Below are 26,427 nucleotides of genomic sequence, written 5' to 3'. Positions count from 1 at the left end.
ATCTGGACAGCCTCTTAGAAGTTTATGCAGATACTTATAATTATGCCGACAATGAAGTCTTTATTGCCGGCATAATGAGGTCAGAATCTTTTTTATAGATTGATCGGAACAAGTATTTTGAATCCGATATTTCTTCCCATATTGAAAACCCCTTTTCTGCCTGTTATGACATTGGTGTCGGCATATTTCAATCTACTTAGATGATTTTGATAAGCTTTGTTGAATATGTTATTTACCATAATATAAAATGAGAAAAGGTTTTTCTTACGATATGTTATGTTTGTACCGGCCGACATATTGAATAAGGTATATGACGGTGTCGGTGTTTCTGAGTTGTTTACTCTATATACATGGTTTTGTTTGAAATTATAATCCATTTCGACCTCTATATATGTATTATCCAATAGTTTGCTGTTTGTATTGATATCATAGTGCAGGGTCGAAAGCCAGCGTGGTGCAGGAGTAAATGGGAGGAATCTGCTTTCTTCGGGCGAATGTAATTGTACGCTATTTATATAGGAAAAAGAATTCTCGAAATGTAGATGGCGGACTGGATGTATGATGATGCGAGCCTCACCTCCCATTATGCGTGCGTTGCCCGCAGTATATCGATAAGCGGGAACATCTTCGATTTGTATATTTTCCAATTTTTGTATAAAAATGTAGTTATCTATGCGGTTGGCAAATAATGAAAGTTGAAAAGACATACGTTCGAACGAGTAGTCTATTCCGGCATCAAATTGCCAACTGTATTCGGGCTTAAGTCGTTTGTTCCCGATTTCATAGCGCAAAGTTCCTTCATGTTCTCCATTACTGCCCAGTTCGCTCAGATTCGGTGCACGATAACCTCGTGATGCGTTAAGCCTTATGTTTAACTTTTCCGAGACATTATAAATGCCCCCGATGCTTCCTGTTAAACCGTTGAATGTACGGGAAAAAGCAATGAAACGTTCTTTTTCTCCATCCATAAGAGAATGACTATGCAAGTGTCGGATATCGAAACGGAGTCCTCCGGTTAAATGAAGACGTTGGAACATTGATTTGCTAACAGTTATGAATGTCCCTAAATCAAACAGATCGTATGCCGGAATAAGAAATTCTTCGCCTTTGTTCAGAGACTTTTGATACATGCCGTTAATACCTGCATTTGTTTTCCATCCATTGTATTCAGGCAAAATATAACGTACATCGTAATTTATGGTATGCAACATAAAATCGAGACCACATTCATTTTTACTCTCTTCATATTCTTGCCTGCGATTTTGTTGATAAGCAGCAATAATTTTTAAAGTTCCGGATTTTAAAAAAAAGGAATTATCTAATACGGCTTTATAGTGACGTACTTGTTGGAACGGAAGTTGCTTGCCGTAATGTTTGCCTCCGCTCGAGCTTTCCAATTCTCCGGTTTCGTTATTACGTTCACCCTCTATTATTCCCGGCGTGAGATGATAATAGCTTAATTTCAGTCTGGAATATCCCCAATCCTTATTTAATCCTGACATCCCGGAAAGAACCCGTTCACGAAAACGGGAATTCGGAACATAACCGTCATACCGGTTTTTGTAATCGTGCGCCATCTTGTCCGAGTATCTCCAATTATATATAAATCCTTTCTTGTTTCCTTCAAAATTTACGGAATAGTTAAACAGTCCATTATTCGTTTGATACTCGCTAAAGACATTGGCTTTCATTTCTCCCGGAGATAAAATCGGTTTATCATGGAAAATCAATACTCCAGCCATAGCGTCCGAACCGTATATTAGAGAAGCCGGACCTTTCAGTATTTCTACGGAATGTATGTTTTGCGCATCGATTTCGACTCCGTGTTCATCTCCCCACTGTTGACCTTCTTGACGGATACCGTCATTTACGACCAGTACTCTGTTATAACCTAATCCTCTAATAACTGGTTTAGATATTCCGCTACCTGTCGTTATTTGAGATATACCGGGCTGTTTGGCAATAATATCGATGATGTTGGTGTATTGGTGTGTCTTTAAAAATTCGGGATTTATAATGGATATCGGAGACGGTATTTGTTTGATGTGTGTACTGCCTGTGAGTCCTGTAACAGTGATTTCTTTTAGGTGTACACAACTATCCTGTTCCTCTGCGCGTATGCATAAAATACTCCAGAGCAACAAACATGTTATTTTTATTGCTTTCATTTTTTTATTCTGTTTTTAAGGCTTGTTTAACAGTCACTCTAAGAGCTGGTCTAAATTTTCCAACAAAAAAATATTATATCAGGTCATTTTTGTGTTTTCTTTCGGTCTTTTTCCCGTTTTTACTTGTCAAATAGCTAGTTATCAACTTCGTAAAGACAGAAAAACATCTTTGAAAGAAACACCTAAACCTGACCCGAATAAAATTTATACAGGCTGTTAAACAAGCTTTGGTGATTAATGCTTTAATAATTATATCAACTGAAAACAGAATATACAGGAGGAGCTCTGATAGATAGAGAACATATATAGGAATTACGGACTTTGGTTTCAGATGAAATCCATTCAAAGGAAATAACCGGAAGAATAAAGTCTGTTTGTATTCGTTCGGATTCGATAAAAGGAGACAAGAAAAATTGGCAAATACAGCAATTATCCGGATCATGGCTGTGTGGAATATTTGAATGGGAGGAAATATCTTCTGTTACATTGTGGAAATGGAGAGCTTTCACAATGTGTACAGGCATTAGTGATGCAATCAAAAGCCATGCTAATACAATATGTTTTCCTCCTTTTGCCATAGTTATCCTTTGGTTGCGAAGGTAAATATAAAAAGACAAATACAATATATTTCGTGTATGTTTTTAGATTATTCCACAGATTTTCATTAAGTTTGGAGATCAAAAATATAAAAATGAGAAATAAAATATTCGGCAGTTTAATTTTAATTTCTTTATTAATTTCTTGTAATAAAAAAGGAAATACCTCTTCCGGTAATGAGGCCGATACGGCTTCTTATCGGGTGAATTATGCAGAGATGTTTCGTGTGAATCGTTTTCCCGATTATACGGAAGTGCAGGTGCGAGATCCTTGGGATACGACTCGCTTGCTTCAAAAATATATATTGATACCGAAGACTTCTTCTTTACCGGCATCTTTGCCCGAAGGAACAGTCGTACGTACACCTTTGTCTCGTGTGGCCGTGTATTCATCGGTGCATTGCAGTATGTTGGCGCAATTGGGAAATCTTTCCGATATTGCGGGAGTTTGCGAATCTCGTTATATAATTATTCCGGAAATAAAGAGAGGTGTCTCAGAAGGGAAAATTATAGATTTAGGAGAATCGTATGCTCCGGATATAGAAAAAATTATAGATCTGAATCCTGAAGCGATAATCTCTTCTCCTTTTCAAAATATGGGTTACGGAAAAGTCGAAAAACTGGGTATTCCCATTATAGAGGGTGTTGATTATATGGAAACTACGCCTTTGGGACGTGCCGAATGGATTCGTTTTTTGGGGTTGTTTTTCGGAAAAGAATCGCTTTCTGATTCGATATTTGAAAAGACGGAAAGGTCATATCTTACTTTAAAAGAGAAAGTTGAGAACGTCTCTAAGCGCCCTACCGTTGTTTCGGAGATGAAAACCGGTCCTGTTTGGTATGTGCCCGGAGGAAATAGCTATATGGCACGTTTTTTTGCCGATGCGGGGGCAGATTATTTTTGGAAGGATGTCCCGCAAACGGGATCTATGTCTCTCTCTTTCGAAGCTGTCTTCGACAAAGCTCAGCAGGCTGATTTTTGGCTGGTAAAATATAATCGGGATCGGGATATGACATTGGATGATTTGAGAAAAGATTATGCCGCTAATGCTAATTTCAAAGCGTTTAAAGATAAGAATGTGTGGGGTAGTAATAGTGCGAAAGTGCCTTTTTATGAAGAAGTTCCCTTACATCCTGATTATTTGTTGAGAGATTTTATTTTGATATTTCATCCGGATTTGTTACCCGGTGATACACTTCGTTATTTTAACTTGTTGAAGTGATGAAGCCTTATTTTTATATCGGAGGATTATTGTTTTTGGCTTTTTGCCTGTTTATCGGAAATTTGTTTTGGGGATCTGTCTCTATTCCGGCGAGTGCGGTTTGGGATATTTGTTTGGGAAATGAGGTGGAGAAAAGCAGTTGGTCTTATATCGTATTGCAGTCTCGTTTTCCTCAGGCGGTTACGGCATTTTTTGCCGGAGCGGCTTTGGCAGTTTCAGGTTTGATGTTGCAGACTGCATTCAATAATCCGTTGGCCGGACCGTCGATTTTAGGAATTAACTCCGGAGCGAGTTTGGGAGTAGCCTTGGTGATGTTGTTTTTAGGTGGTTCGTTAGGCTCTTTGGGGTCATTCGCTCTTTCCGGTACGATGGCGGTTTTGGCAGGTGCTTTTATCGGAGCTGTATTAATATTAGGCATTATTATTCTTTTTTCTACGATCGTACGCAGTAACGTAATGTTGCTTATTGTCGGGATTATGGTGGGGTACATAACTTCTTCGGCAATATCTCTGTTGAATTTTTTTGCTACGGCTGAAAATGTTTTTTCTTATACATTGTGGGGAATGGGAGATTTTTCAGGAATATCGGTGGAGAGATTACCTTTTTTCTGTATTGCCGTTACGGTAGGTCTTGTTCTTTCGTTATTGCTGATAAAGCCTTTGAATGCTCTTTTGTTAGGAGAAAGATATGCCGAAAATCTTGGGGTGAATGTCCGTCGTGTCAGGATTGTATTGTTATTAACGACCGGATTGTTGACTGCTGTGGTTACGGCATTTTGCGGCCCGGTCTCCTTTATAGGGTTGGCTGTACCCCATATTGCCAGACTTGTTTTGGGATCTTCCAATCATAAAATCTTGTTACCGGTAACGATTCTTATCGGTGCTGTAATTGCATTGATTTGCAATTTGTTGTGTGTGCTTCCGGGAGAAGCAGGGATTATTCCTTTGAATGCAATAACTCCGGTGTTGGGGGCACCTGTAATTATTTATGTGATTGTAAACCAAAAGAAAATACAATATTTCAATTGATGAACAGAGTACCGGTTATTGAAGCAGAAAATTTATCGATCGGTTATCGAGACGGGAGTAAAGCACGTCAGGAACTGTATGACAGTTTGACATTTTCTCTTTATCGGGGAGAACTTACTTGCCTGTTGGGAACTAACGGAGCCGGGAAATCGACACTGTTGCGAACATTAGGCGCTTCGCAACCGGCATTGTCCGGGACATTGTTTTTAGAGGGAAGATCATTATATGATTATTCGGCAACTGAAATTTCCCGAAGAATAGGTCTGGTGTTGACTGATCGTTCTTTGGCGGGAGGACTCCGAGTCAGGGAACTGGTAGCTTTGGGACGTTATCCTTATACCGGTTTTTTCGGACGGCTAAACCGCTCGGATGAAAAAATCGTGGAGTATTCTCTCGATCGGGTAGGCATTAAACATAAGGCATCGGATTATTTTTCGGAACTTTCTGACGGTGAACGACAAAAGGTGATGATTGCTAAGGCTTTGGCTCAAGAGTGTCCTATCGTACTGTTAGATGAGCCTACGGCTTTTTTGGATGTTCCGAGTCGTATAGAGATCATATCTTTATTGCGTGAACTTGCTACTGCCGAAAAAAAGACAATTCTCTTCTCGACACATGATATGGAACAGGCATTGTTATTGAGCGATCGCTTGTGGCTTTTGTCCCGTCAGAACGGATTGCAATGCGGTGTTACGGAAGATATGGTTCTATCCGGAGCAGTCGGTGACCTTTTTTCTCACTCGTCCGTAAATTTTGATGTCTCTACCGGGAGTTTTTTCCCACGATACGTGTTAAACAAGAGAGCTGCAATTTCAGTTCCGGATAATATGGCTTTTTGGGTTCGTAACTGTCTGATGAGGGCGGGATATGAATGTTTGCCTGCGGGAGCTCCCGATGCAGATATTTCCCTTCTTTTCGTATCTCCTGAGAAGATCAGGCTGATGTATAAAGGAGGAGAGGAACTATCGCTGTCTTCATTTGCTGCTTTGAAGACAGCGCTCGGTGATCTTTCAGTTTGAAAATTTTATTCGAAATACACTTTAAAGCGGTAGATCGAAAGCCTTTTATAAACTTTTTATGGTTGCGACAATTTTTTTTGCTGCATTTTGAGGAGCACCCGGATTTCCTAATCGTTCGGCTACTTCGGCATATCCTTGCAACATCTGTTTCCGTTTGTCCGGATCGTTTAATATTTTGTTCAGTTCGTTTTTTACATTTTCCGTAGTGAACAAATGTACCAGCAGTTCTTTTACGATTTCCCGGTCGGCAATCAGATTTACTAACGACACGAACTTTACTTTCAGTATATGCTTAAAAAGATTATATGCGATTTTTCCTCCTCCCATTTTGTAACATACGACTTGAGGAACTTTCAGTATAGCGGTTTCGAGGGTTGCTGTTCCTGAAGTTACCAATGCTGCCGAGGATTGTTGGAGCAATCTGTATGTTTTTTCAAAGACGATGGAAACCCGTTTGCCTGAAATAAATGTATGATAAAAATCGGGAGATATGCCCGGAGCTCCGGCAATGACTAATTGATAATCTGTAAATGAGGAGGCCGCATCGATCATAGTCGGCAAATTTGCTGTGATTTCAGCTTTCCGGCTACCGGCTAATAGAGCAATGATAGGTTTGTTTTCAAGATTATTTTCGGAAATGAAAGAGTCGAACTTTTCACCGGCAAACGGTCTCACCGCCATTTCATCGACAGTGGGATTTCCTACATAGTCGATCTGATAATGATGTTTTTGATAAAACGGAATTTCGAACGGAAGTATCGAGTACATTTTATCTACATACCGTTTAATGTCCTTAATACGATACTCTTTCCATGCCCATATTTTAGGCGAAATGTAATAATGTACCGGAATATTGAGCCGGGTTTTAGTAAATTTTGCCATTCTCAGGTTAAATCCGGGATAATCGACAAGTATCAGTACGTCAGGATGAAACTCTTCTATATCTGACTTACATAAACGAATATTGTGCAGTACTTTGTCGATATTCAGCAATACGGGAATAAATCCCATATAGGCCATTTCACTATAATGTTTGACCAGTGTTCCGCCTTCTGCCTGCATCAGGTCGCCTCCGAAAAAACGGAATTGAGCTTGCGGATCTTCTTTTTTAAGGGCATTCATAAGTTTGGAGGCGTGTAAATCTCCGGAAGCTTCACCGGCTATCAGATAATACTTCATTGCGCAAATCGTATAAATTCTTTTTACAAATGTACATTAACTTTCTCATTTTATCTGAAAATAAGGTTGTTTTTGTCGATTTGATTACCTTTGTTTCCGGAATATTGTTTCTCTTAATCTGATATTTTGCAATAACAACCGGATTTTTCCGTTAATATACAACAATGAAGAAAAATATTTTCCATATAGTTTTTGTCCTGTTCATTTTTTCATTTGTTTTATCAGGATGTTTCGACGAGAGTTTTTCGAATGATCCTAACGATCGTTTGACTTTTTCTACAAACATTGTAAAGTTTGATACGATTTTTACGCAGCGCGGTACGGCTACACTATCTTTTAAAGTTTATAACCATGCGAAAAAATCGTTGAAAATAGAGTCCGTTACGTTGGCGGATGCCGCTAATTCCGGATTTTTTATTAATGTGGATGGTTCTAAAGGTCCGGTAATACGAGATTTGGAAATAAGGGGTAAAGATAGTTTATATGTTTTTGTGGAAGCAAATGTCGATCCGACAAACCAAAACTCTCCTCTATTGATAAAAGATTCTATCGTATTTGTTACGAATGGAATTCGTCAGGATGTCAAATTAGAGGCATACGGACAAGATGTCAATGTTTTACGGGGTGAAGTATTGCCGGACGGAGAGAATGTATTTACCGGAGAAAAACCTTATTTGGTTTATGACAGTCTTGTGATTCCGGCATCATCGTCTTTGGCATTGTCCGAAGGCACTACGCTTTATTTTCATAGTAAGGCGACGCTTGAGGTTAAGGGAAAGATAGACGCTCGCGGCACGGCTTCGCGTCCTGTAACTTTTCGAGGAGATCGTCTCGACCGTATGTTCGCTGATTTGCCGTATGACTATTTGCCTGGACAGTGGGGAGGAATTCGTATCCATACGGACAGTTACGGTAACCGTTTCGACCATGTTGCCATGAGGGGCACTTCTACCGGAATCGTTATCGATTCGTCTGATGTTTCGAGAACTAAAATCATATTCAGCAATTCGGTGATTCATAACTCCAGCAATAATCTGGTTTCTTCGACGGAAAGCAGGATTGAGGCCTGGAATTGTCAATTTTCTAATGCCAGCGGTGCTTTAATGAGTTTGTCGGGAGGAGAAGCAAAATTTGTTCATTGTACATTTGCCAATTATTTTCAATTGATGGATGTCATAAAATCCCCTTTATTGGTTTTTGACAGATATACTCAGACAGAAGAAAATTTGCCGTTGAAAGCATCATTTGAAAATTGTATTATTATCGGTAACAACACGTTGATGCAGCCTTTAGAATTGTTGAATACCCAGATTTATTTTAAAACTTGCCTTTTCAGGGTGAATGGTTCGGACGATGAGAATTTCATTCAGTGTATATGGAATGGAGATCCTATGTTTGTGGCCACGGGAGATAACTATCAGTATGATTTCAGATTGGCTTCAGAGTCTTCGGCAGCTTACAGAGCAGGAAATCCTGAATTTGTCGATGAGAATACACGTACGGATCTTTTAGGCAATCCTCGCCCTGAAGGGGTAAATCCGGACGTAGGCGCTTATCAGTATATGACTCCGACAGAATAAAAATACACTCTTAGTCAAAGCCTATTGGGGGTATTGTCATGCCAGTTCTAAGCCGAATTTGTCTTTTAAATGCATGATGTTGGGATTTTTCTGAACCATAAGGTCAAATCGTTCCCGTTGGCTGAATGCCTTGTGCTTTTCTTGTTTCTCGCTTTCTCTTGGATGCATGGAGATACGGGTGTTTTTTAATTCTTTTTTCAAGAATTGCATTAAGTCCGTTCCTCTTTCGTTCAGCCGGTCTAACTGTTCTTTGTTATCGACTACAACTTCGAAGTCTGTTGCATTCAGCATTTTAGGCGGACAAGTGCGCATCGTATTCACCAGAACGGTTTCGGTAGGAATCGTGTTGGTGAATTTAATCCACGCTTTTTGCAGATCCTCTTCAGAGAAAGAATTATTCATGTCCACATCTTTCCTTGTCTCCTGAACCTGTTCTTTTGTTTCGATAATCGGTTTTTTTATCGATATAGAAGGGATCGGAGTCGTTCGGGGTTTCGGCTTTTGTGCAGGATGTTGATTATTCGGTAACTCGTTTAATTGAGCTTTATTTACCACCGTTTTATCGGTCTGTATTGTTTCTGTTGCCCGAGTACCGGTGCTTGTTTGGGCTGATGATGCGACAGTAGCATTTGTCGTAACGGTCCTCTTTTGTTCTGTCGGAGCATTCTGGATCGGTGAAGAACTTCTTTGGGGGACAGTCTGTGCCGCAGGAGAAACCTTTTGCAACGTTGGCTGTTGTTCAGGCTGTGAATTTTTTGCCGCAGTTAATTGGCAGAGCTGTATCAGAGTCAATTCTACCAATAATTTTTTATTATTACTGTTCCGGTAGTTCAAATCGCATCGGTTACTCAACTCGATTGCTTTATACAAAAACTCGTTGCTGCATTGCTTCGCTTGTTCGGCATAGCGTTGTGCTGTTGCCGGACCTACTTCGAGTAGAGGTAGGGTTATAGGATCTTTGCAGACTAACAGATCTCTGAAATGATTACTTAATCCGCTTATAAAATATTGAGCCTCGAATCCTTTTTTCAGTATTTTGTCAAAAAGAATTAGTGCTTCGGGAACAGCATTCCGTAAAAATGTATCGGTCAAGCTGAAATAGTATTCATAATCGAGGACATTCAGGTTCTCTATCACCGATTGATAAGTAATGTTTCCGTTAGAAAAACTAACAACTTGGTCGAATATAGATAATGCGTCCCGCATTCCTCCATCAGCTTTTTGGGCAATGACGCTCAACGCTTCCGGTTCGGCGGCAACCCCCTCTTGAGAAGCTACATATTGCAGGTGTTCTACGGTATCGGCTGTCGTGATTCTTTGAAAATCGTAAATTTGACATCGAGACAGTATCGTCGGCAGAATTTTGTGTTTCTCGGTGGTTGCCAATATAAATAGTGCATGATGAGGCGGTTCTTCCAATGTCTTTAGAAATGCATTGAATGCGGCGGTCGATAGCATGTGTACCTCATCGATGATGAATACTTTGTATTTTCCTATTTGAGGCGGAATGCGGACTTGTTCGGTCAGTTGCCGTATATCGTCGACCGAATTGTTAGATGCAGCGTCTAATTCTAAAATATTGTAAGATCGCTGTTCATTGAATGCTTTGCAGGATTCGCATTCGTTACAAGCCTCTCCATCGGCTGTAGGATGTAAACAATTGATTGTTTTGGCAAAGATTCGGGCGCACGTTGTTTTTCCTACTCCCCGCGGACCGCAAAAAAGATAAGCGTGAGCTAATTTCCCTGAACTGATCGCGTTTTTTAAAGTCTGGGTCAACGCTTTTTGTCCTATGACGGAGTGAAATGTGGACGGGCGGTATTTCCGTGCCGAAACAATATAATTATCCATTTATCTTGAAAGTTCTGTCTTGTAATTCTGTATTTACAAAAGTAATAAAAAGTAACAGGTTTGTATCTTGAAAAAATTTAAAAAGTGAAATTCATTTTATCTTTCCATACTCGATTTATCGAAATGCAACGGTAATAGCGCTTTTATAGAATCTACGATATAAATGTCGTCTTTACCGTACATCAGTATCCGTATAGGTTGATTAAAACGATTTTCTGTTTCTAAAATTACCTGTCGGCAAGCTCCGCACGGAGCAACTTGACCGTCTGTGTAGCTCCCGCCTGTCTGAGCCGCCAATGCCAGCATTTTCACAGGAATATCGGGATAGTTGGCATTGGCGAAAAAAAGTGTTACGCGTTCTGCGCATAATCCCGAAGGATATGCGGCATTTTCCTGATTGTTTCCTTGTATTATTTCTCCATTATTCAGTAGGGCTGCTGCTCCTACTTGGAATCGAGAATAGGGTGCGTATGAGAGGTTGCTCGCCTCTTTTGCCCGATCGATCAGAATTTTTTCTTCGGGGCTCAATTCTTCATAAGAACAAACTGTTATCTTTGTATCGAGATTTAACTTTTTCATATCAGGACTAATTTTATAGCGTTAAGGTTATTCGAATATATGCTTATCACTAATTGGTAAAATAATTCGGTAATAATACAAATATAAAGAAGTTTTGAAATATTCGTGCGAGTTTTACGTTCTTTTTTCGAGTTATAATAAGGATATTGAGTATGAGTTTTAAAAGATTAACACTGTTTTCGCTTTTTGCCATTTCTGTTTTTTGGGGGGGGGATGTGAGTGCTCAGAGTCGGAATCGTCTTTATATGCAGTATATAGATACGTATAAGGATTTGGCAATCAGTCATCAGAAAAAATATAAAATACCGGCCAGTATTACTCTGGCTCAGGGGCTATTGGAATCTGGCGCTGGAAGAGGAACATTAGCGCGTAAATCGAATAATCATTTCGGTATAAAATGTCACAATAAATGGACCGGAGCTCGGGTTTATCACGATGATGATGCTAAAGGAGAGTGCTTTCGTAAATATAAGCATCCTAAAGACTCATACGAAGATCATTCTTTATTCTTGACTCGGAATATGCGTTATGCTCAGTTATTTGAACTGAAAAGTACCGATTATAAAGGTTGGGCAAGAGGCTTGCAGCGTTGCGGATATGCGACCGATAAGGCGTATGCAAGTAAATTGATTCAGATTATAGAATTGTATGATTTGTACCAATATGACCGTAAGGGGCGTTCTTCTCAAGAAATTCCTAAATTGCCGGTAGGATATAAGCCTCATCAGGTGTATCGTTCTTCGGGCTTGTATTACATCGAAGTTCGTGTGGGAGATAATCTTAAAAATATAGGGAAGGAGTTCGGTATCAGCGTAAAAAAACTGTGTAGTTATAATGAGATTCCCAAAGATTATCCTTTAGATCCGGGAATGGTGATTTATCTTGAGAAAAAGAATAAAAAAGCGGACAAAGCCTATACGCGACATATCGTTTCGGCAGGTGAGTCGATGCATGATATTTCTCAGATTTATGGCATTCGTATGAAATATTTGTATAAAATGAATCATAAAGATAAAGACTATGTCCCGTCAGAAGGGGATGTGTTGATCCTTCGTTGATTTCAATTTACTTAAACACATGACAATAGGAGTTTGGTTACTCTCTATTTTGAATGTGATATATTTGACGCTTTTTTCTTGATGGAGCTTAAGTAATAATTGGTTATAATATTGGTATTGGAGTGCTTCAGAATTTATTATAAATCATCTTTTGCGTGTTCTCTAATGATGTTGCTATTATCTTTATCTTTATAAGAAAGCATTACGAAACATGATAAGGAACTTTCATGTTCGATCCAAAGGGTGATTTCACCATTGTCGGTTGTAAATCGACTCTCGTACTGGCATCCTCCCAATAGGGCATAACTCATTTTTTCGCTATCGTTACGAGGTTCATGGAAAAATTGGAATTTTTCTGTGCATGCTGATGGCTTGCCGTATTTTTCTGTCAACAATTCTTTCAAATGCGTGTAATCTCCATAAAGGTATTTCCACTGTTTTTGTTCCGGAAAAATAACGGAGATTTTTGAAACTAAGTCCTTATTATCGAGTGTACTTACATAGATCGTACATTCTTTGAAGTCGGCAAAATCACCTTGCAGTATCTCTGCATTGTCTTGTGTACCTATATGTTTGAATCCCTTGCGCTCCATGCGTGACTTAAACTCGTCCAATTTTCCGTCAATGGGTACGCCTTTAAATTTAAGATGAGTGCTTTTTTTCATAGTTGCATCATCTTCTTCTACGTTTATAACTACCTCTTTCTGTTCTTCATTTATAACTTCTTTTGAGCTGTTCATAAAATAGTAGTACCATAAAAGGCAAAGAATCGCGATAAGTGCTGATAAAAAGAGTTTCTTCATATTTCTAATCTTATTTTAATTAAAAAAGTGCTGATATTCACTGTTTAACAGAGAGATTATAGATATTAAAGAGAAAACGACAGACGAAATCATCTGCCGTTTCTGTTTTTTTATTTTATTAATATGCTGCAGGTACGGGATTATAGACTTTTTTATTTTTCAGTTTAGGGTCGGTTCCTAACGGGAAATTTATACCGAAACTGAAACTCATGTTTGTCGTATTTACAGGTACATATTGCGGAGTATATTTTGCAGCGATGTAATCAGCTCCCAAGAAAAGATTAAATCCTCTGGGGCATAAATTTATCAAAGCTCCCCATGTGCATCCGGTATTCGATACCGCTCCGTTAAGTGCTGCCATGAACCATTTTACCGGGCGGAAATTAGCTGTTGCCATCAGTTTTGTCCATGTTTTTGGAGTACTGAACCGGGTCGAGGATAATAATCCGAATGATATTTTGTTATTTAAAATGCCATATTCTGCCCCTATATTCATAGTCGTTTTCAACCAAGTACTTCTGGAAGAAGCTCGAGTTTCTTTAAATTTGAATAAAGCTTCGAGATCATCTCCGATTTTATCGGTTTCGTCGTCAAAGGCGTTATTGCCGTTATCATCATCTTCAGCTCCTAAGTGTTTGAATCCGTCGAATACGAATTCTCCTTCAGGGGTTTCTGCTTTTTTATTTTTATTCCAGCGGATAAAACCTATATCTGTTAAAGCCATGGACACAGTAAGGTTGTCAAAGATTTTATAAGTTGCACCGAGATCGATAGCACCACCGATACCGGCGACTCCTAATTTTCCTGTGTCGAAATCGAATCCGTCGATTTCACCGTTACTGTCGGTTTCCAGGGTCACTCCGGCAAGAGACAAGTCGGCTATGCCTTTACTGTGTATCATCCATCGTTCATCGGATAATGTCATAGTCATGCGGTCTATTCTTGCATCCAGATTCCCTGCACCGATTAACGCTTTCAGTTTAGCCCCTATCGTTAACCTGTCGTTTATGCGGTGAGCATGTCCTAATGCCAGCTCGACATAATTGTTGCTTTTCGCCCGTATATCTTTCATTTCGTATTGAGTAACCTCTCCGGTTTGGCCATTTTTCAAAAAGGCAAATAAGTCTTTAGGCAAGAATATATCAGTACTGCTTTTTACTGATAAATCAAAAGTATTGAATCCGTTAAATGCGAAAAATCCGAATGATAAAATCGTTTCATCGATATTTAAACTCAGGTTGTTTCGGTTCTTTAACGATCCTATAAACTCGTTTGATGAGATGCTCGGGTGGAATCCTGTTAATAATTCGTCTCCTGACGGATACAAAAAGTGAGATAAGGCCATGTTGCCGTTTATTTGAATATCGAGATTTCCTAATCCGGGAAAACTGAAGTATCCGTAATCATTTATTAAAGCCGGATTCAATCTGTGGCGATAAGGCATCCGTTCTAAAAAATATGATGAATACAAGGTCTGTGCCGATACTCCTGCAGAGACCAAACATAGGATGAATATGATGATTTTCTTTTTCATTTTATGTATTTGTAAAGAGTTCGACATTGATTTTAGAAGTTATCGATATCAGCTTGAATACCTTTTACCTTTAAGGCGACTTTCGCTTTAATGGATTGGCTGGGTTTTAGCGGAACACCGCCTACAGTACCTTCATTTGCCCCCAATCCGCCTGTAATTAACAGTTCCAAACCGTCCAGACGTCTTAAAGCTCCAGAGCCTTCTCTCTCTCTGACTTTGATTAAAAGAGTAGTTTCAGAAGTATTTGTCGATCCTGTTTCGCTATTATATGTACCTGCAGCAACATACCCTTCTTCTTTTCCGTTGTCGAACGTGAAAGATAGATCGTTTGAATCGATAGTGCTGACACAACCTGTCGATAGCGGGATAACTTTCAATGCCAATTCTAAAGGCAGGCCGTTATATACGGTCGCTTTTATCGAGATTTCGCTCGCTGTCGCTTTTTCAAAAATGTCGTCTGTATCATCTTGTATGTTATCGATCGTATCTTTATATACGATGTTGACATCTTTACCTAAAACGAAAGGTACATCTGCGTTGCAGTCGATCAGTACTTGAGAGCCTCCTTTTGAGAGATCTACCGTGTGCCAGTTTTCTCCTTCTACGGCTTTGGGTGTCGGAATAGCGTCTATGACTATACTGTCCGGAACGTCTTTGATTACGCTTTGCAGTTGACTGAACGGAATTGCTTCGAATCCTTCAGGAATACCTTTTGCTATGTATTCGGGAGTCGCTAATATAAATTTTGAAGTTTTAGCGGTTTCTTCTTCTGAAGGATTTAAATCGTCATAAGCTGCGATGGTCATGGTTTTATCGGGTCTTAATCCTCCTGAAGCTAAAGGATTTCCGTTTTTATAGGGAGTGAAAATCAGATCGACGTTGATAGGGACTCCGATCGGGTTTGTCGCAGTCAATTGGAAATTGGCATTTGGAAGATACAAGGCTGACCCTTCTTTCAGATAATCCGAAAGATCTCCTAAATTTATTGATGTGTGCGGATTATCGGAGATAACGTCTTCGTTAACTTCTCCGGCTGCCAGTTGTATATTCATCTGTTCTACATTTACAGATGCTTTGACATTTAGATTTTGAAGATCGTCGAGGTTGATGTTTCCGGATGATACGGAAGCTCGACCGGTTATTACCGCATTCTTTTCAGGTAATATGAGTTTGTGATCTTCTGTCAGAATATTTTGAAATTCACGGTCTGTGAAATCAAGTTTTGTAATATGTAATTGATTATTATATTCCCAAGTCCGTTCAGTAGCAGAAACTTTGGAGAATTTTTGGTTCTTCAAAATCAGGCGTTGGCTTTTTTCTCTGGTTTCAGGATTAGTATAGTTTATTACACCTGAATTCTCGTCAAAAATGATGTATTGAGGAAAATCGATTATCAATTCATCGAATTGTAAATCTCCAGCTCCGTCTGTTATATTGATGTTCGCTTGCAGATTTACGGCAGTGTTCCCTTTCAGCTTAACCCATTTTAGGGCTTTTAGTTCTTTCGGAACATCAGTCTCATCAACTTCTATTTTTGCTGTATTATTTCCGAGATCGGCGGTAAACGATTCTGTCTCGACATCGGCATCAGCAATATTCAAGATACTTTCCTGAAGTTTGAAATCAATTTTCGAATTGTTGTTAAAACTTTCTATTTTCTTGAATGTCGTATTGCCTTTAGTATATGTAGTAAAAGTATTAACTTTAAATTGAGGTTCGAAAGACAACGATTTTGTTCCGTCTGTTTCGGTCTTTAGTTGTTTTTGGGAGAGATCTATCGATTTTAATTTTACTTGTTTGGTAAATCCGGTTTTCAGTTCATCGATCGTAATGACGAGATTATCTCCATTCCATGTATTACCTGTTTTATCAAATTCGAAAGGGGTATTCGGATCGTTCAGGTTAATAGTTATCTCTCCTCCGGAAAGGTCTAATCCGGCAAGAGTAATAGGTTCGGATTTTAAGGTAAGTATAGAATTGTCGTCAAAATATACCTTGTTTATCTTTTTTACATCTTTGTTTATATTGGTAACCTTGATATCGGTACTGAAATTTGTCTGTTCTACATCTATTTTTAGATCTGAGATGGTAAGATCCATATCATCGATATTGATATTGGAGCTGCTTATGCTTATAGGCATAGAGACATCTATTGATGATAGATTAACTCCTTTTGTGATACCTTTTATGCTGATATATCCTGATTGAGAATAGTCGATCGATTCTTCAAATCCCGAAAATTCGCCTTGTGTAGCATCGATTTCCTTGTTATAACTTACCAGATTGAAGTTTACTATGTTATCGGTTAGTGTCAGATTTACATTGTCGAGCCTCAAAGTGTGACTATTTATTAATGAGCCTTTTGTCGGGTTTGAAATCTCGAATGTATTGGGAAATGTTATTGTAAAATTTTTCAATGTTACGGTTGCCTCGGACAGATTTAGTGTATTTTTCAGCTGATCCATATCCATTTTCAGCTGTGCGGTTGTACCTTTGAATTTGATATTGGAAATGTGTGTTACTTCTACAGGACAACTTCCTTTTGCAACAACAAAAGAAGTCTGATGATCATCGAGTCGAAACTCTTTATCCATTATGCTGACTTCTCCATTATTCGGAACATTTATCGGAGCATTTTCCGAGATTTTCATGGATACATTTCCTGTAAAAGACTGGGTGATCTCAGGTTTATCGATTATGTTTTTTTTCAGCAACATATCCGGCTGATTCTCATCGATCTTTATGGGATCTATTGTCAGCTTTTCGAACGAGATGTTAAAGTCGGTAGATGTATTTATAGCATTGATCGATACCGGATCGAATGTCGGAATATCAGCTTTTACATTTTCTTTCTTGTGGATACCGTATTGATCGTCATCGGTAGTTAAATCTTCTATATCTTCAGGTTTTAATAAATCGCTGAGAAGTTTTGTCTCGGTTTCTCCTAAGGGAAATCCTAATTCTCCTCCAATTCCTACGATTGTAGAAATGTCTTTGGTAAGATCGTACTTTTTGTCTATACAGGAATATCCGAAAATAAGGAAACTCGGGCACAGAGATAACATAATTATCTTGCCGATAGTAAATTTCTTCGCATTCATGCGTAATCTCATTTTTGATAACTGGTGATTTTAAATTTGATATAAATCAATATTTTGCAAACATAGTATTTTTTTTATTAAGTAATGTAACATTCTTGTAAAATTTTATGGATAATCCCGTATATTAACTTTTTAACTTTATGAATATTGAAATTTTTATATATCTTTCATTTATTGGATTTTCCGTGTTTTCGGATCATTGGTTTTGTATTATTGTGAGATCTCCTTTTTTTCAAATATAAAATAATCGATTTGTGAAATTTTACAATAAAGATTTCTAAATGAATATTAGAACCTGTTTAAATTTAATCGGGCTATTTCTTATAGATGTTTGTTTCGGTTGTAAGGGGATGGTTTTCGGATTCTTGAGCTTTTAAAATTTACGATAGCCAGGTAAATTTTGTGTTTCTTCCGGATTATAATGATGTTGCGGTATCCGGAGTCTGTCGAAAGGGGAAACGACTGTTCTTGTGGATTCTTTTTAAACTTTACCTGGGCAAAATTTAGATAGCTCTTTAATAAAATAAGCTATGTTCCTAAGTTTCTGTTTAGGTATTGATATTGACTTTTTGCTATGAATGAATACTCGTATAATCGATATGTGATAATTTTAACCGGCAAAAGGTTATTTATTATGGTATTATTTGCTATTTTTGTCAGAAAATAATTCTGAGGAATATGTCCGAAAAGAAAATTTCCGTATTGATTATCTACACGGGCGGGACAATCGGTATGATACAAGACCCTGAGACCGGAGCTTTGATGCCGTTTAATTTTGATCATTTGTTAGATAATGTTCCGGAGTTGAAGCGTTTGGGTTTTTTGATTTCATCAATTCAATTTGAACCTCCGATAGATTCTTCGGAAATCGATCCTGCATCTTGGATTCGTTTGGTAAAAATCATAGCAGACAATTATGATACTTATGACGGTTTTGTCGTTCTGCACGGAACTGATACAATGGCATATACGGCTTCAGCGCTTAGCTTTATGCTTGAGAATCTGGCAAAACCAGTTATTCTGACCGGATCTCAATTACCTATCGGCATGCTGAGGACGGACGGAAAAGAAAATCTGATTACAGCTATTGAGATTGCAGCGGCAAAAGAAAACGGATTTCCTGTTGTTCCGGAAGTGTGTATCTTTTTTCAAAATCATTTGATGAGAGGAAACCGAACCTCGAAAATTAGCGCTGAAAATTTCAATGCTTTCCGTTCTCTGAATTATCCGGCGTTGGCGCGGGTCGGGATGCATATACGGTATGACAATAATCTTATTAACAAAGTACGTGTTCCCAAACCGCTGAAACCGCATTATTTAATGGATACTAATGTTGTGATTCTTAAAATTTTTCCGGGCATTACTCCGCAAACGGTAGATAGTATTTTGAATATCCCTCATTTAAAAGGTGTCGTTTTGGAAACATACGGTACGGGAAACGCCCCTTCAAAACCTTGGTTTTTGGATATGTTAAGGGCTGCGGTTGCTCGGGGAATCGTGATCGTGAATGTGACTCAATGCTCCAGCGGTAGTGTACAGATGAGTTTATATGGGCCTGGAAATAAGTTGGCTCAAGCGGGGATAATAAGCGGATATGATTCGACTACGGAGGCTGCAATAACGAAACTGATGTTTCTATTCGGGCATGGTTTATCTTCGGAAGAGGTGAAAGACAGAATGCGTTTACCGTTGACCGGTGAATATTCTACCCAACATTTGGAAGATCAGATAGAAGCTTGAAAGTTTTTTATAAAGAAAGAGCTGCATCTGCAACTTATCGGAGTTGTAAGCAGCTCTTTCAGTTTATACATCTCGTCTCCTCCCAAGATGCATTTTATTTGTCAGTCGTTGTCATTTTTTCTCCCGGGGTTGCCGGAGTCAAAGTATAGGTTAGCGTATTGAGATCGACACTTATGTGGTAATAACCTTGTGGAGAGATAGAAATATCGCCCCCTTTCAATGCTAAAGTTCCCGGAGCGCCTCCGCTGCCATATTCTTCACCTTTGTTCCATACCGGTTCTGTAGTTAATTTGAATGTAATCGGTGCATCGGGATTATTTTCATCGATGAGATTCAGATAACCCTCGTATTTGTTGTTCATTCGGTAAGAAAGCAGGGTAGGAGCATTGGCAATGTTCCATCCTTGATAAGATCCCGGAACATATAATTTGGGATAGACGATTACCATAGGATATGGTGTAATTTCTAATGTGACGTATCGGGAGTAAACGATAATGTTGGAGGTAAGTTCGCTTTTCAACCGTACGTATGTTTCGAGAGGAATACCGCTTTCTCCTCCCAAAATCAGAGTTGCCATGTTTAGTTTCCCTACATTGACAGGAAGGTACAAGTTGTGAGTTTCTGCCAATGAAATAGGATCGGAAAACGACTCGGTATTGTCTATTTGGAGAGTGTAGAGAGGTGCAGCTTGAAATCCGTATTTCCCGGCACTCCATGAAAATGTTTCAGCGATGAAATTTTCAGCTTCTTCGTTGAGTACAAGGCTGGAGTTATCAAGCGGACTTAATTCCGGAGCGGCTGTAAATTCATATACAGGAGATTTATCGTCATTACAAGATTGCAATAGCAGACATATTCCGATGCTGAAAAATAGCCAGTATTTTATCGTATGATTCATAATCGTATAAAGTTTATTTAGTATCCATAATTTTGTTGAGTACCCGGATTCGCTGCTATTTCTTTTGCCGGAATCGGATACAAATTATATTTGGTTTCAAGAGATTTTCCGGTCAGTACTCCGCCTTTCCATGCCCATAGATAATTTCCGGATGTAAAGACTCCGAAGCGTATCAGATCGGTGCGTCGGTGACCCTCCCAATAAAGTTCTCTCATCCTTTCTGCAAGAATTTCATCTAAAGTAATGTCCGTAGTAGACGTGTAAGTGGAGATACCAGCCCGAGTTCTCAAATAATTCATGTAAGTTTTGGCTAAATTCTGGTCTCCATAACCTCGGTAGGCACATTCTGCGTACATTAGGTAGGTATCTGCAAGTCGAAAAACGGGAAAGTCCGTGTCCGGATAAGGGTATGCACGCTTGCTTGTATTTTCCCAGTCGGTCGAAAGCAGATTCGTAAATTTAGTAACGGCAAACCCATCTTGAAAATTTCCCAGATCGGTATTTTCGATATTTGCTCCGTCGCTGTAGAATGCATATCTGGAATCTCCGTCTTCAAAACTTTTTACCAGATTTGATGTCGATCTTGGTCCTGCCCATCCGTCATTGACTCCATAATTTTCTTTTACCATGCTGCCTCCATAAGCACCGATAGTAAGATATGTCGTTCCGCCGTATGTTCTCGTCCGGTCTCGATCGTATGGGACGACCATCAGAATTTCACCCTGTTCTCCGCCTCTTGCGAATTGATCATTATCGGCACAGAATAAAAATTTATATGTTTGCGCCAATCCGTGATTAGCACCTCTTCCGTACTGTCCGATAATTCGCTGGCAAGTTGAAGCGCATTCGGAATACATCGGAGCTCCCGTGTAAACAGATGCGTTCAAATATAATTTGGCTTTTAGCATCCATAGAGCACCTTTCCCTGCACGTCCGTATTCCGGATTTACAGGCAGATCGTTCTCGATGGCATTCAGTTCGCTCAGTAGAAATTGAAATATTTCGGCTCTCGATTTTTGTTTAGGAGCTTCCATAATTTGTTCATTTTCGGTTACAAAAGCCACATTCCCGAACATATCTATTGCATGCCAGTAAGAAAATGCACGTAGGAAGCGGGCTTCTGAGCGGTATTTGGATATTTGTTCTGCAAGCTCTCCTGTAATGTCGTTTTGAGCTAAAGCTTGAGGTGTCGTCGCTTTTAAGAAAGAGTTGCAAAGAGCTATTTGAAAAAAGATGCGGCTATACATGACATATATAAACCCGTTTGCAGCAGACCATTTTGAAGTGCTTAATTCGGGTACGCCTGCATCGTTCCAACCTAATAAAGCTTCGTCGGTCGGCAATTCCTGAAGATTCCAGTATGACCGGATATATTGTGCCATGCCTTCATCGAAGCCTTCTATATCGGGTTTTCCGGCAGGGCCTTCTTGACCGGAAACTGCTAATCCTGCATATACTTTTGCCAAAAACTGAGTATAGTATTCGTGATGTGATTTGAAATCGGAGTCTTGGATCAGGTTTTTATCGATGGGTTTTAGGTCAAGATCTCCTAAACACGATACAAGAGTAGATGAGCCTGCAACGAACAGTGCAATAAGACAGTTATATATTGTTTTTTTCATATCGTATTTTTTTATTAGTAAGTGATTATAACTCCCAGCAAAAAGGTTACGGGACGAGGATACACATTATTGTCGATACCCGAAAATACTTCAGGATCGAGTCCTTTGTATTTGGTGATGACAAAGGGGTTTTGTACGGCTCCGTATAGTCTGAGTTTCAGTTTATTTTGTACCAACTCATTCCATGTATAACCGAGTGTGATGTTATCGCAGCGCAAAAATCCTGCATTGTGCAGATAGTAATCGCTCATGTATTGCGGATTTTGAAATTTTGTTCCGCGACTTATCAAATTGTTCAAATATCCGGCACTGTTATATATTGCCGAATAACTTGAATTATTGGATTGCACATTATCATAGACATAATTTCCGAGATTGGCGCGAAGAGAAAATCCGAAATCGAAATTTTTATATTCCATACGTGATGTGAAACTCATTACGACTTTTGGATCTCTGCTTTTGTATAATCGTTTGTCCGCTTCATCGATAACCCCGTCTCCGTTTCTATCGACATAAAGTCCTTCTATCGGATTTCCATCCTTGTCATATACCTGCTCATATAGAAGATAACTGAATGCCGGGTATCCGACCTTATGAGCCTGTACGGTATTTCCTGTTCCTCCGCTAATACCTCCGACAGGTATATAATAATCGGCATCGTTACTTTTATTTAACTTTGTAATTTTGTTCGAATTATAGGCAATGTTAAATCCCAGATCCCAAATAAATTTGTTTGTTACAATTGGTTTTGAACTGATGCTGAACTCTACGCCTTCATTTCTCAAACTCCCGATATTCGTGTATATTTCGTTTGTCAGATTCGATCCTGCCGGAACAGGAATACGACTGATCAGATCATTCGTTTCTCGATAATAATAGTCGAAAGATCCGCTAATCCTATTATCCAGAAAAGCAAAATCCAAACCGATGTTCCATGTAGTCGTTTCTTCCCATTTTATGTTAGGATCATATCCGTTTGGTCGTAGAGTATTGTAATATCGGTCTCCGAATGGATAAGAAGCTGTTGGAAATCCCATCGAATATAATGGCATATACGGGAAATAGTTGTCACTGATATCTTGTTGTCCGGTGATACCATATCCTAACCGTAATTTTAATTCGTTCATTACATTAGCAACCGGTTGCATAAACGGTTCGTTGATAATTTTCCAACCCAAAGCCAAAGCCGGGAATGTTCCCCAACGGTGATCTTTAGAAAAACGGGAAGTCGCATCACCCCGTAAAGTGAATGTTAGCAGATATGTATCTTTGAATGTATAGTTGATTCGTCCGAAAAACGAAAGTAATTGTAGGTGGTCGGCATAAGTTTTGTCATACCAAGGTTCATTATCGGGCATAAGTGTTGTTATGGTGCTTCCGTCTTTATAGAATTTTTGCCATGAATAACCTGCCATGACCTCTACTTTACTGTATATTTGGCGGAAATCGTTACTGTAATTCAAATAAAAATCCAGTAATTGATTTCTCTTTAATTGTTTCAGCGTTTCGGTTTGTCCGATCCCCAGCTTTTTGTTTTCTTTATAAGTTATAGGAGAGTTGGGGAACATTTTGTTCCATTGTCGGCTTTTCGACACATCATATCCTAAGTTGAGATTTGCTCTCAACTCAGGGAGGAAAGGCATGATATAATCGAGTTGGATATTTCCCAAACTGCGGTAAACATGAGAGATCATAGAACGATCATCCAGCAAAGAGACCGGATTAAGAGGAGCAATTCCTATAACTGCTCCTGTATTTTGTTGCAACCACATGAAATAGCCATTTCCGATTTCTTGTCCCGGAACTTTAACCGGTTGAGTCGGGTCGAAACTTACAGCTCCCCCGATAGCGGCCTCGTCAGGAAATTCGTTGCGTATGTATAATCCCTTGACATTCATATTTACACTTAGCGTGTTGTTGAAAAATTTAGGAGTAAGGGAAATAGATGCCGTAGTACGGTTCATCGAAGATGTCTTTAAGATACCGTTTTGATTTGTAAAAGTTGCCGATACACGGTAAGGCAGTATTTTATATTGTCCGCCTACGCTTAAATTGTAGTCTGAGCTGACAGTCGTTCTCAGTACTTCATCTTGCCAGTTCGTATTGGCATTTCCCAATAGCTGGTATGCCTGACTGGAAGTTCCGGTCTGTTCGGCAATCAGTCTTCTGAATTCATCGGCATTTAGAACTCCGGTAGTTCTGCGGGAAGTACTGACCGACATGTTTGCATTGAAATTTATTTGAGGTTTTCCGCTCATTCCCTTTTTAGTTGTAATGATGATAACGCCGTTCGATGCTCTTGATCCGTAAATTGCGGTTGCCGACGCGTCCTTTAGAATCGTAAAACTTTCTATATTGTCGGGTGGAATCATACTGAGAGGGTTCGACATTCCGGTGACTCCTGAATTATCTACTGGAACACCGTCTATAACGATCAGCGGGTCGTTTGTCGCATTTAAAGATGAACCTCCTCGAATACGGATTTCTCCTCCGGCTTCAGGTTTGCCTCCGGTCAAGGTGACGACAACGCCCGGAGTTTGACCTACCAGCAAATCTTGTGCAGATGTTGCCATACCTTTGTTTATTTCATCCGGTTTGACCTGTGTAACTGCTCCTGTGGCGTCGCTTTTCTTTACGGTTCCGTATCCGATAGCGACCACTTCTCCTAAAGTAATAACATCTTCTTCAAGAATAACAGATATTTCAGCCCTGTTTTTTATAGGGATACTTTGAGAAATGTATCCGACAAAAGAAAATATAAGAGTGCTGTCTTTAGGCGCTTCTATCTGGTAATTTCCGTCAATGTCAGTTACTGTTCCGGATGTTGTGCCTTTTACTATAATATTCGCTCCTACCACAGGTTCTCCATAAGAATCTTTTACATTACCATGCACTTTGATTCGTTGTGCTTGGATGTCGAGAGAAAGAAAAATTCCGGATAATAAAATAAGGAGAATTTTCCATCCCGGTTTAAAATTCATGTGCTCCATGCAAGAATTACGTTTTAAAGTTTATAAATTAATTAAATAAATCAAAAAAACGTGTGTTGGGTTTATGTTCCCGGGATTTGTATGAAAAACAGACACGCGGGAGGTTCTTATTTTTCCTTAGAACACTGTTTGTACAGATTTTGTTTTTGTATGTCGCTTATTTAAGACTCTGTAAAGAAAGACGAGTGGTTGTTGTATGTTTTATCTACTAAAGGATTAGTTATAAAATCGGGGCAAGGAAATTTTAAATTTCCTTGCCCCGATTTTATGGTTTATTTTATAGTAATCGTATTAACTTATTTGCCGTTAGATATGGCTTGAGTCAAGGCTACTACATCTTCATCGTAGAAACTGATAGGAGCGGAAACCGGTTCATAATCGAACGGGATGAATTGTAACACTTGTGCCGATGCATATTTTTTGTCTTCGGAAATGAATAAATTGAGCTTGATCCCGGCTTTATTTCCTTCTGCAGGTTTTAATTTGGGCAATACGTTGAATTGTTTGTTTTCCAATGATTGCTGCAATCGATGCATTTCATGATTGTCGAAGTACAAATCGCATCTTTTCATCGGACATCCGTTCGCTTTATATATAATCTTCTTTTTCCCGGCCATGAGTTTTACGAGACCTACGATTGCAAAGACAGATCCGGCAATCATCATAGCCATTTTTAATGAAGTATTGTCACCTTGTATAAGCGTATTTCCGAAAAATATGGCTATAGCCACCGCCAAGTAAATGATCCCTGAAATAGAGAGAGTTTTTTTGTAAATGATATTATCGTTGATAAATTCTTTTTTTTCGTTTGTTTCCATTTTTAATATAATTAGAGTTTATTTTTATAATTGTTTTTATAGATATCCAAAAGGGAAGTGAATATCATGATGTAATAAATCGTATATCCAAAAAGACCTATACCTGTAATGGGAGATTAAGAAAATCTCTGTTCTTCAGGAGTTATGGTTATTGGATAACAAGAAGTACACCGAATAAGTTACTTCAAAAACAAAATAAAAATAAACTCTAAATGCGCATTTGACAGAGGGCATAAAGATAATGTCCGTCACTTCTCAGTTGAGAAAAGTATTGGGCATTTTCTTGTAGTCTTGTCTTATAGGCTGTGTATAAATATGTTTGCAGATGTAGGGCATCTGCTCGATATGTAGTCTGAAATTTTGATCCGCATTGAAACAAAAAAGACGAAAAGTGTTCATGGGTAGTAAGGATGTATAGTGTATGATGTACCAATACATCGATAGTCGTGTGAGTATTATGATGCGAAAGGTCTTGGGAAACGGCTATGGAATCCTGTATTTTCGAATTCAACACAGCATTCGTAATACCCGCCATACTGCTTACCAATATAGCTATTATCAAAACTACGATATATCTGTATTCCCGTTTCATATACTCTTACTGCAAAAGTATCGATTTATATTGTAATAACAATTTTTA

Annotated in this window: 19 protein-coding genes; 6 read left to right on the top strand and 13 right to left on the bottom strand. The window is 38.9% G+C overall.

Going from position 1 to position 26,427, the window contains the following annotated elements:
- Positions 1-92: 92 nt before the first annotated feature.
- Together AC0UMU_RS06435 and AC0UMU_RS06430 are read right to left on the bottom strand one after the other, a co-directional pair.
- On the bottom strand, positions 93-2,168 hold the full coding sequence (locus AC0UMU_RS06435) for a TonB-dependent receptor (protein WP_278716547.1): 2,076 nt from the start codon (positions 2,166-2,168) through the stop codon (positions 93-95).
- Positions 2,169-2,422: 254 nt separating this feature from the next.
- Positions 2,423-2,746: a hypothetical protein gene (locus AC0UMU_RS06430; RefSeq protein ID WP_278716545.1), complete on the bottom strand. Its 324-nt coding sequence runs from the start codon at positions 2,744-2,746 to the stop codon at positions 2,423-2,425.
- Between the two features lie 113 nt (positions 2,747-2,859).
- Here AC0UMU_RS06430 and AC0UMU_RS06425 point away from each other — a divergent pair, with 113 nt between their 5' ends.
- The 3 genes from AC0UMU_RS06425 to AC0UMU_RS06415 are packed head-to-tail and all read left to right on the top strand — an operon-like array spanning position 2,860 to position 6,034.
- Positions 2,860-3,987 carry an ABC transporter substrate-binding protein gene (locus AC0UMU_RS06425; RefSeq protein WP_278716544.1) on the top strand — a complete coding sequence of 376 codons (1,128 nt, stop codon included), beginning with the start codon at positions 2,860-2,862 and terminating at the stop codon, positions 3,985-3,987.
- Positions 3,987-5,015 (top strand): iron ABC transporter permease, encoded by a 1,029-nt coding sequence (locus tag AC0UMU_RS06420; RefSeq protein WP_022389651.1) that lies wholly within the window; start codon positions 3,987-3,989, stop codon positions 5,013-5,015. Before AC0UMU_RS06425 ends, AC0UMU_RS06420 begins: the two co-directional genes overlap by 1 nt.
- Positions 5,015-6,034, top strand: a complete 1,020-nt coding sequence (locus tag AC0UMU_RS06415; protein WP_278716542.1) for an ABC transporter ATP-binding protein — start codon at positions 5,015-5,017, stop codon at positions 6,032-6,034. Before AC0UMU_RS06420 ends, AC0UMU_RS06415 begins: the two co-directional genes overlap by 1 nt.
- A 45-nt stretch (positions 6,035-6,079) precedes the next feature.
- Here AC0UMU_RS06415 and lpxB read toward each other — a convergent pair whose 3' ends face one another.
- Positions 6,080-7,213 carry a lipid-A-disaccharide synthase gene (gene lpxB, locus AC0UMU_RS06410; RefSeq protein ID WP_278716541.1) on the bottom strand — a complete coding sequence of 378 codons (1,134 nt, stop codon included), beginning with the start codon at positions 7,211-7,213 and terminating at the stop codon, positions 6,080-6,082.
- A 164-nt stretch (positions 7,214-7,377) separates the two neighbouring features.
- On the opposite strand from lpxB, the gene AC0UMU_RS06405 reads away from it, so the two are divergent.
- Entirely contained in the window at positions 7,378-8,793 is a 1,416-nt protein-coding gene (locus AC0UMU_RS06405) for a hypothetical protein (protein WP_278716540.1), read from the top strand.
- A gap of 36 nt (positions 8,794-8,829) precedes the next feature.
- Here AC0UMU_RS06405 and AC0UMU_RS06400 read toward each other — a convergent pair whose 3' ends face one another.
- Entirely contained in the window at positions 8,830-10,644 is a 1,815-nt protein-coding gene (locus tag AC0UMU_RS06400; RefSeq protein ID WP_278716539.1) for a DNA polymerase III subunit gamma/tau, read from the bottom strand.
- Between the two features lie 96 nt (positions 10,645-10,740).
- A complete protein-coding gene (locus AC0UMU_RS06395; protein ID WP_009318962.1) occupies positions 10,741-11,223 on the bottom strand; it encodes a cytidine deaminase in 483 nt (160 codons plus the stop codon).
- A gap of 152 nt (positions 11,224-11,375) precedes the next feature.
- On the opposite strand from AC0UMU_RS06395, the gene AC0UMU_RS06390 reads away from it, so the two are divergent.
- Positions 11,376-12,281 carry a glucosaminidase domain-containing protein gene (locus tag AC0UMU_RS06390; protein WP_278716538.1) on the top strand — a complete coding sequence of 302 codons (906 nt, stop codon included), beginning with the start codon at positions 11,376-11,378 and terminating at the stop codon, positions 12,279-12,281.
- Between the two features lie 137 nt (positions 12,282-12,418).
- Here the strand turns inward: AC0UMU_RS06390 and AC0UMU_RS06385 are convergent, their stop codons facing one another.
- The 3 genes from AC0UMU_RS06385 to AC0UMU_RS06375 all read right to left on the bottom strand — a co-directional run bounded on the left by AC0UMU_RS06385 (position 12,419) and on the right by AC0UMU_RS06375 (position 17,719).
- Positions 12,419-13,084, bottom strand: coding sequence for a hypothetical protein (locus AC0UMU_RS06385; protein ID WP_278716537.1), 666 nt, complete (start codon positions 13,082-13,084; stop codon positions 12,419-12,421).
- A gap of 118 nt (positions 13,085-13,202) precedes the next feature.
- A complete protein-coding gene (locus tag AC0UMU_RS06380; RefSeq protein ID WP_278716536.1) occupies positions 13,203-14,618 on the bottom strand; it encodes a DUF5723 family protein in 1,416 nt (471 codons plus the stop codon).
- Positions 14,619-14,650: 32 nt separating this feature from the next.
- The gene (locus AC0UMU_RS06375; RefSeq protein ID WP_288641267.1) at positions 14,651-17,719 is read right to left on the bottom strand and encodes a hypothetical protein; all 3,069 of its coding nucleotides are present in this window, start codon (positions 17,717-17,719) and stop codon (positions 14,651-14,653) included.
- A gap of 678 nt (positions 17,720-18,397) precedes the next feature.
- On the opposite strand from AC0UMU_RS06375, the gene AC0UMU_RS06370 reads away from it, so the two are divergent.
- A complete protein-coding gene (locus AC0UMU_RS06370; RefSeq protein WP_022600805.1) occupies positions 18,398-19,459 on the top strand; it encodes an asparaginase in 1,062 nt (353 codons plus the stop codon).
- Positions 19,460-19,553: 94 nt separating this feature from the next.
- On the opposite strand, the gene AC0UMU_RS06365 is transcribed toward AC0UMU_RS06370, so the two are convergent.
- The 5 genes from AC0UMU_RS06365 to AC0UMU_RS06345 all read right to left on the bottom strand — a co-directional run bounded on the left by AC0UMU_RS06365 (position 19,554) and on the right by AC0UMU_RS06345 (position 26,379).
- Positions 19,554-20,357: a SusE domain-containing protein gene (locus tag AC0UMU_RS06365; RefSeq protein WP_278716494.1), complete on the bottom strand. Its 804-nt coding sequence runs from the start codon at positions 20,355-20,357 to the stop codon at positions 19,554-19,556.
- Positions 20,358-20,374: 17 nt separating this feature from the next.
- Entirely contained in the window at positions 20,375-21,979 is a 1,605-nt protein-coding gene (locus AC0UMU_RS06360; RefSeq protein WP_278716491.1) for a RagB/SusD family nutrient uptake outer membrane protein, read from the bottom strand.
- A 14-nt stretch (positions 21,980-21,993) separates the two neighbouring features.
- Positions 21,994-24,969: a SusC/RagA family TonB-linked outer membrane protein gene (locus tag AC0UMU_RS06355; RefSeq protein ID WP_278716488.1), complete on the bottom strand. Its 2,976-nt coding sequence runs from the start codon at positions 24,967-24,969 to the stop codon at positions 21,994-21,996.
- Between the two features lie 296 nt (positions 24,970-25,265).
- Entirely contained in the window at positions 25,266-25,787 is a 522-nt protein-coding gene (locus tag AC0UMU_RS06350) for a hypothetical protein (protein WP_278716485.1), read from the bottom strand.
- A gap of 208 nt (positions 25,788-25,995) precedes the next feature.
- Positions 25,996-26,379, bottom strand: a complete 384-nt coding sequence (locus AC0UMU_RS06345) for a hypothetical protein (RefSeq protein WP_278716484.1) — start codon at positions 26,377-26,379, stop codon at positions 25,996-25,998.
- Between the last annotated feature and the right edge of the window lie 48 nt (positions 26,380-26,427).

The organism is Coprobacter fastidiosus, from assembly GCF_982245605.1.
Note: the sequence above shows the minus strand (reverse complement) of the source record. Positions and strands in the feature narration are given on the sequence as shown.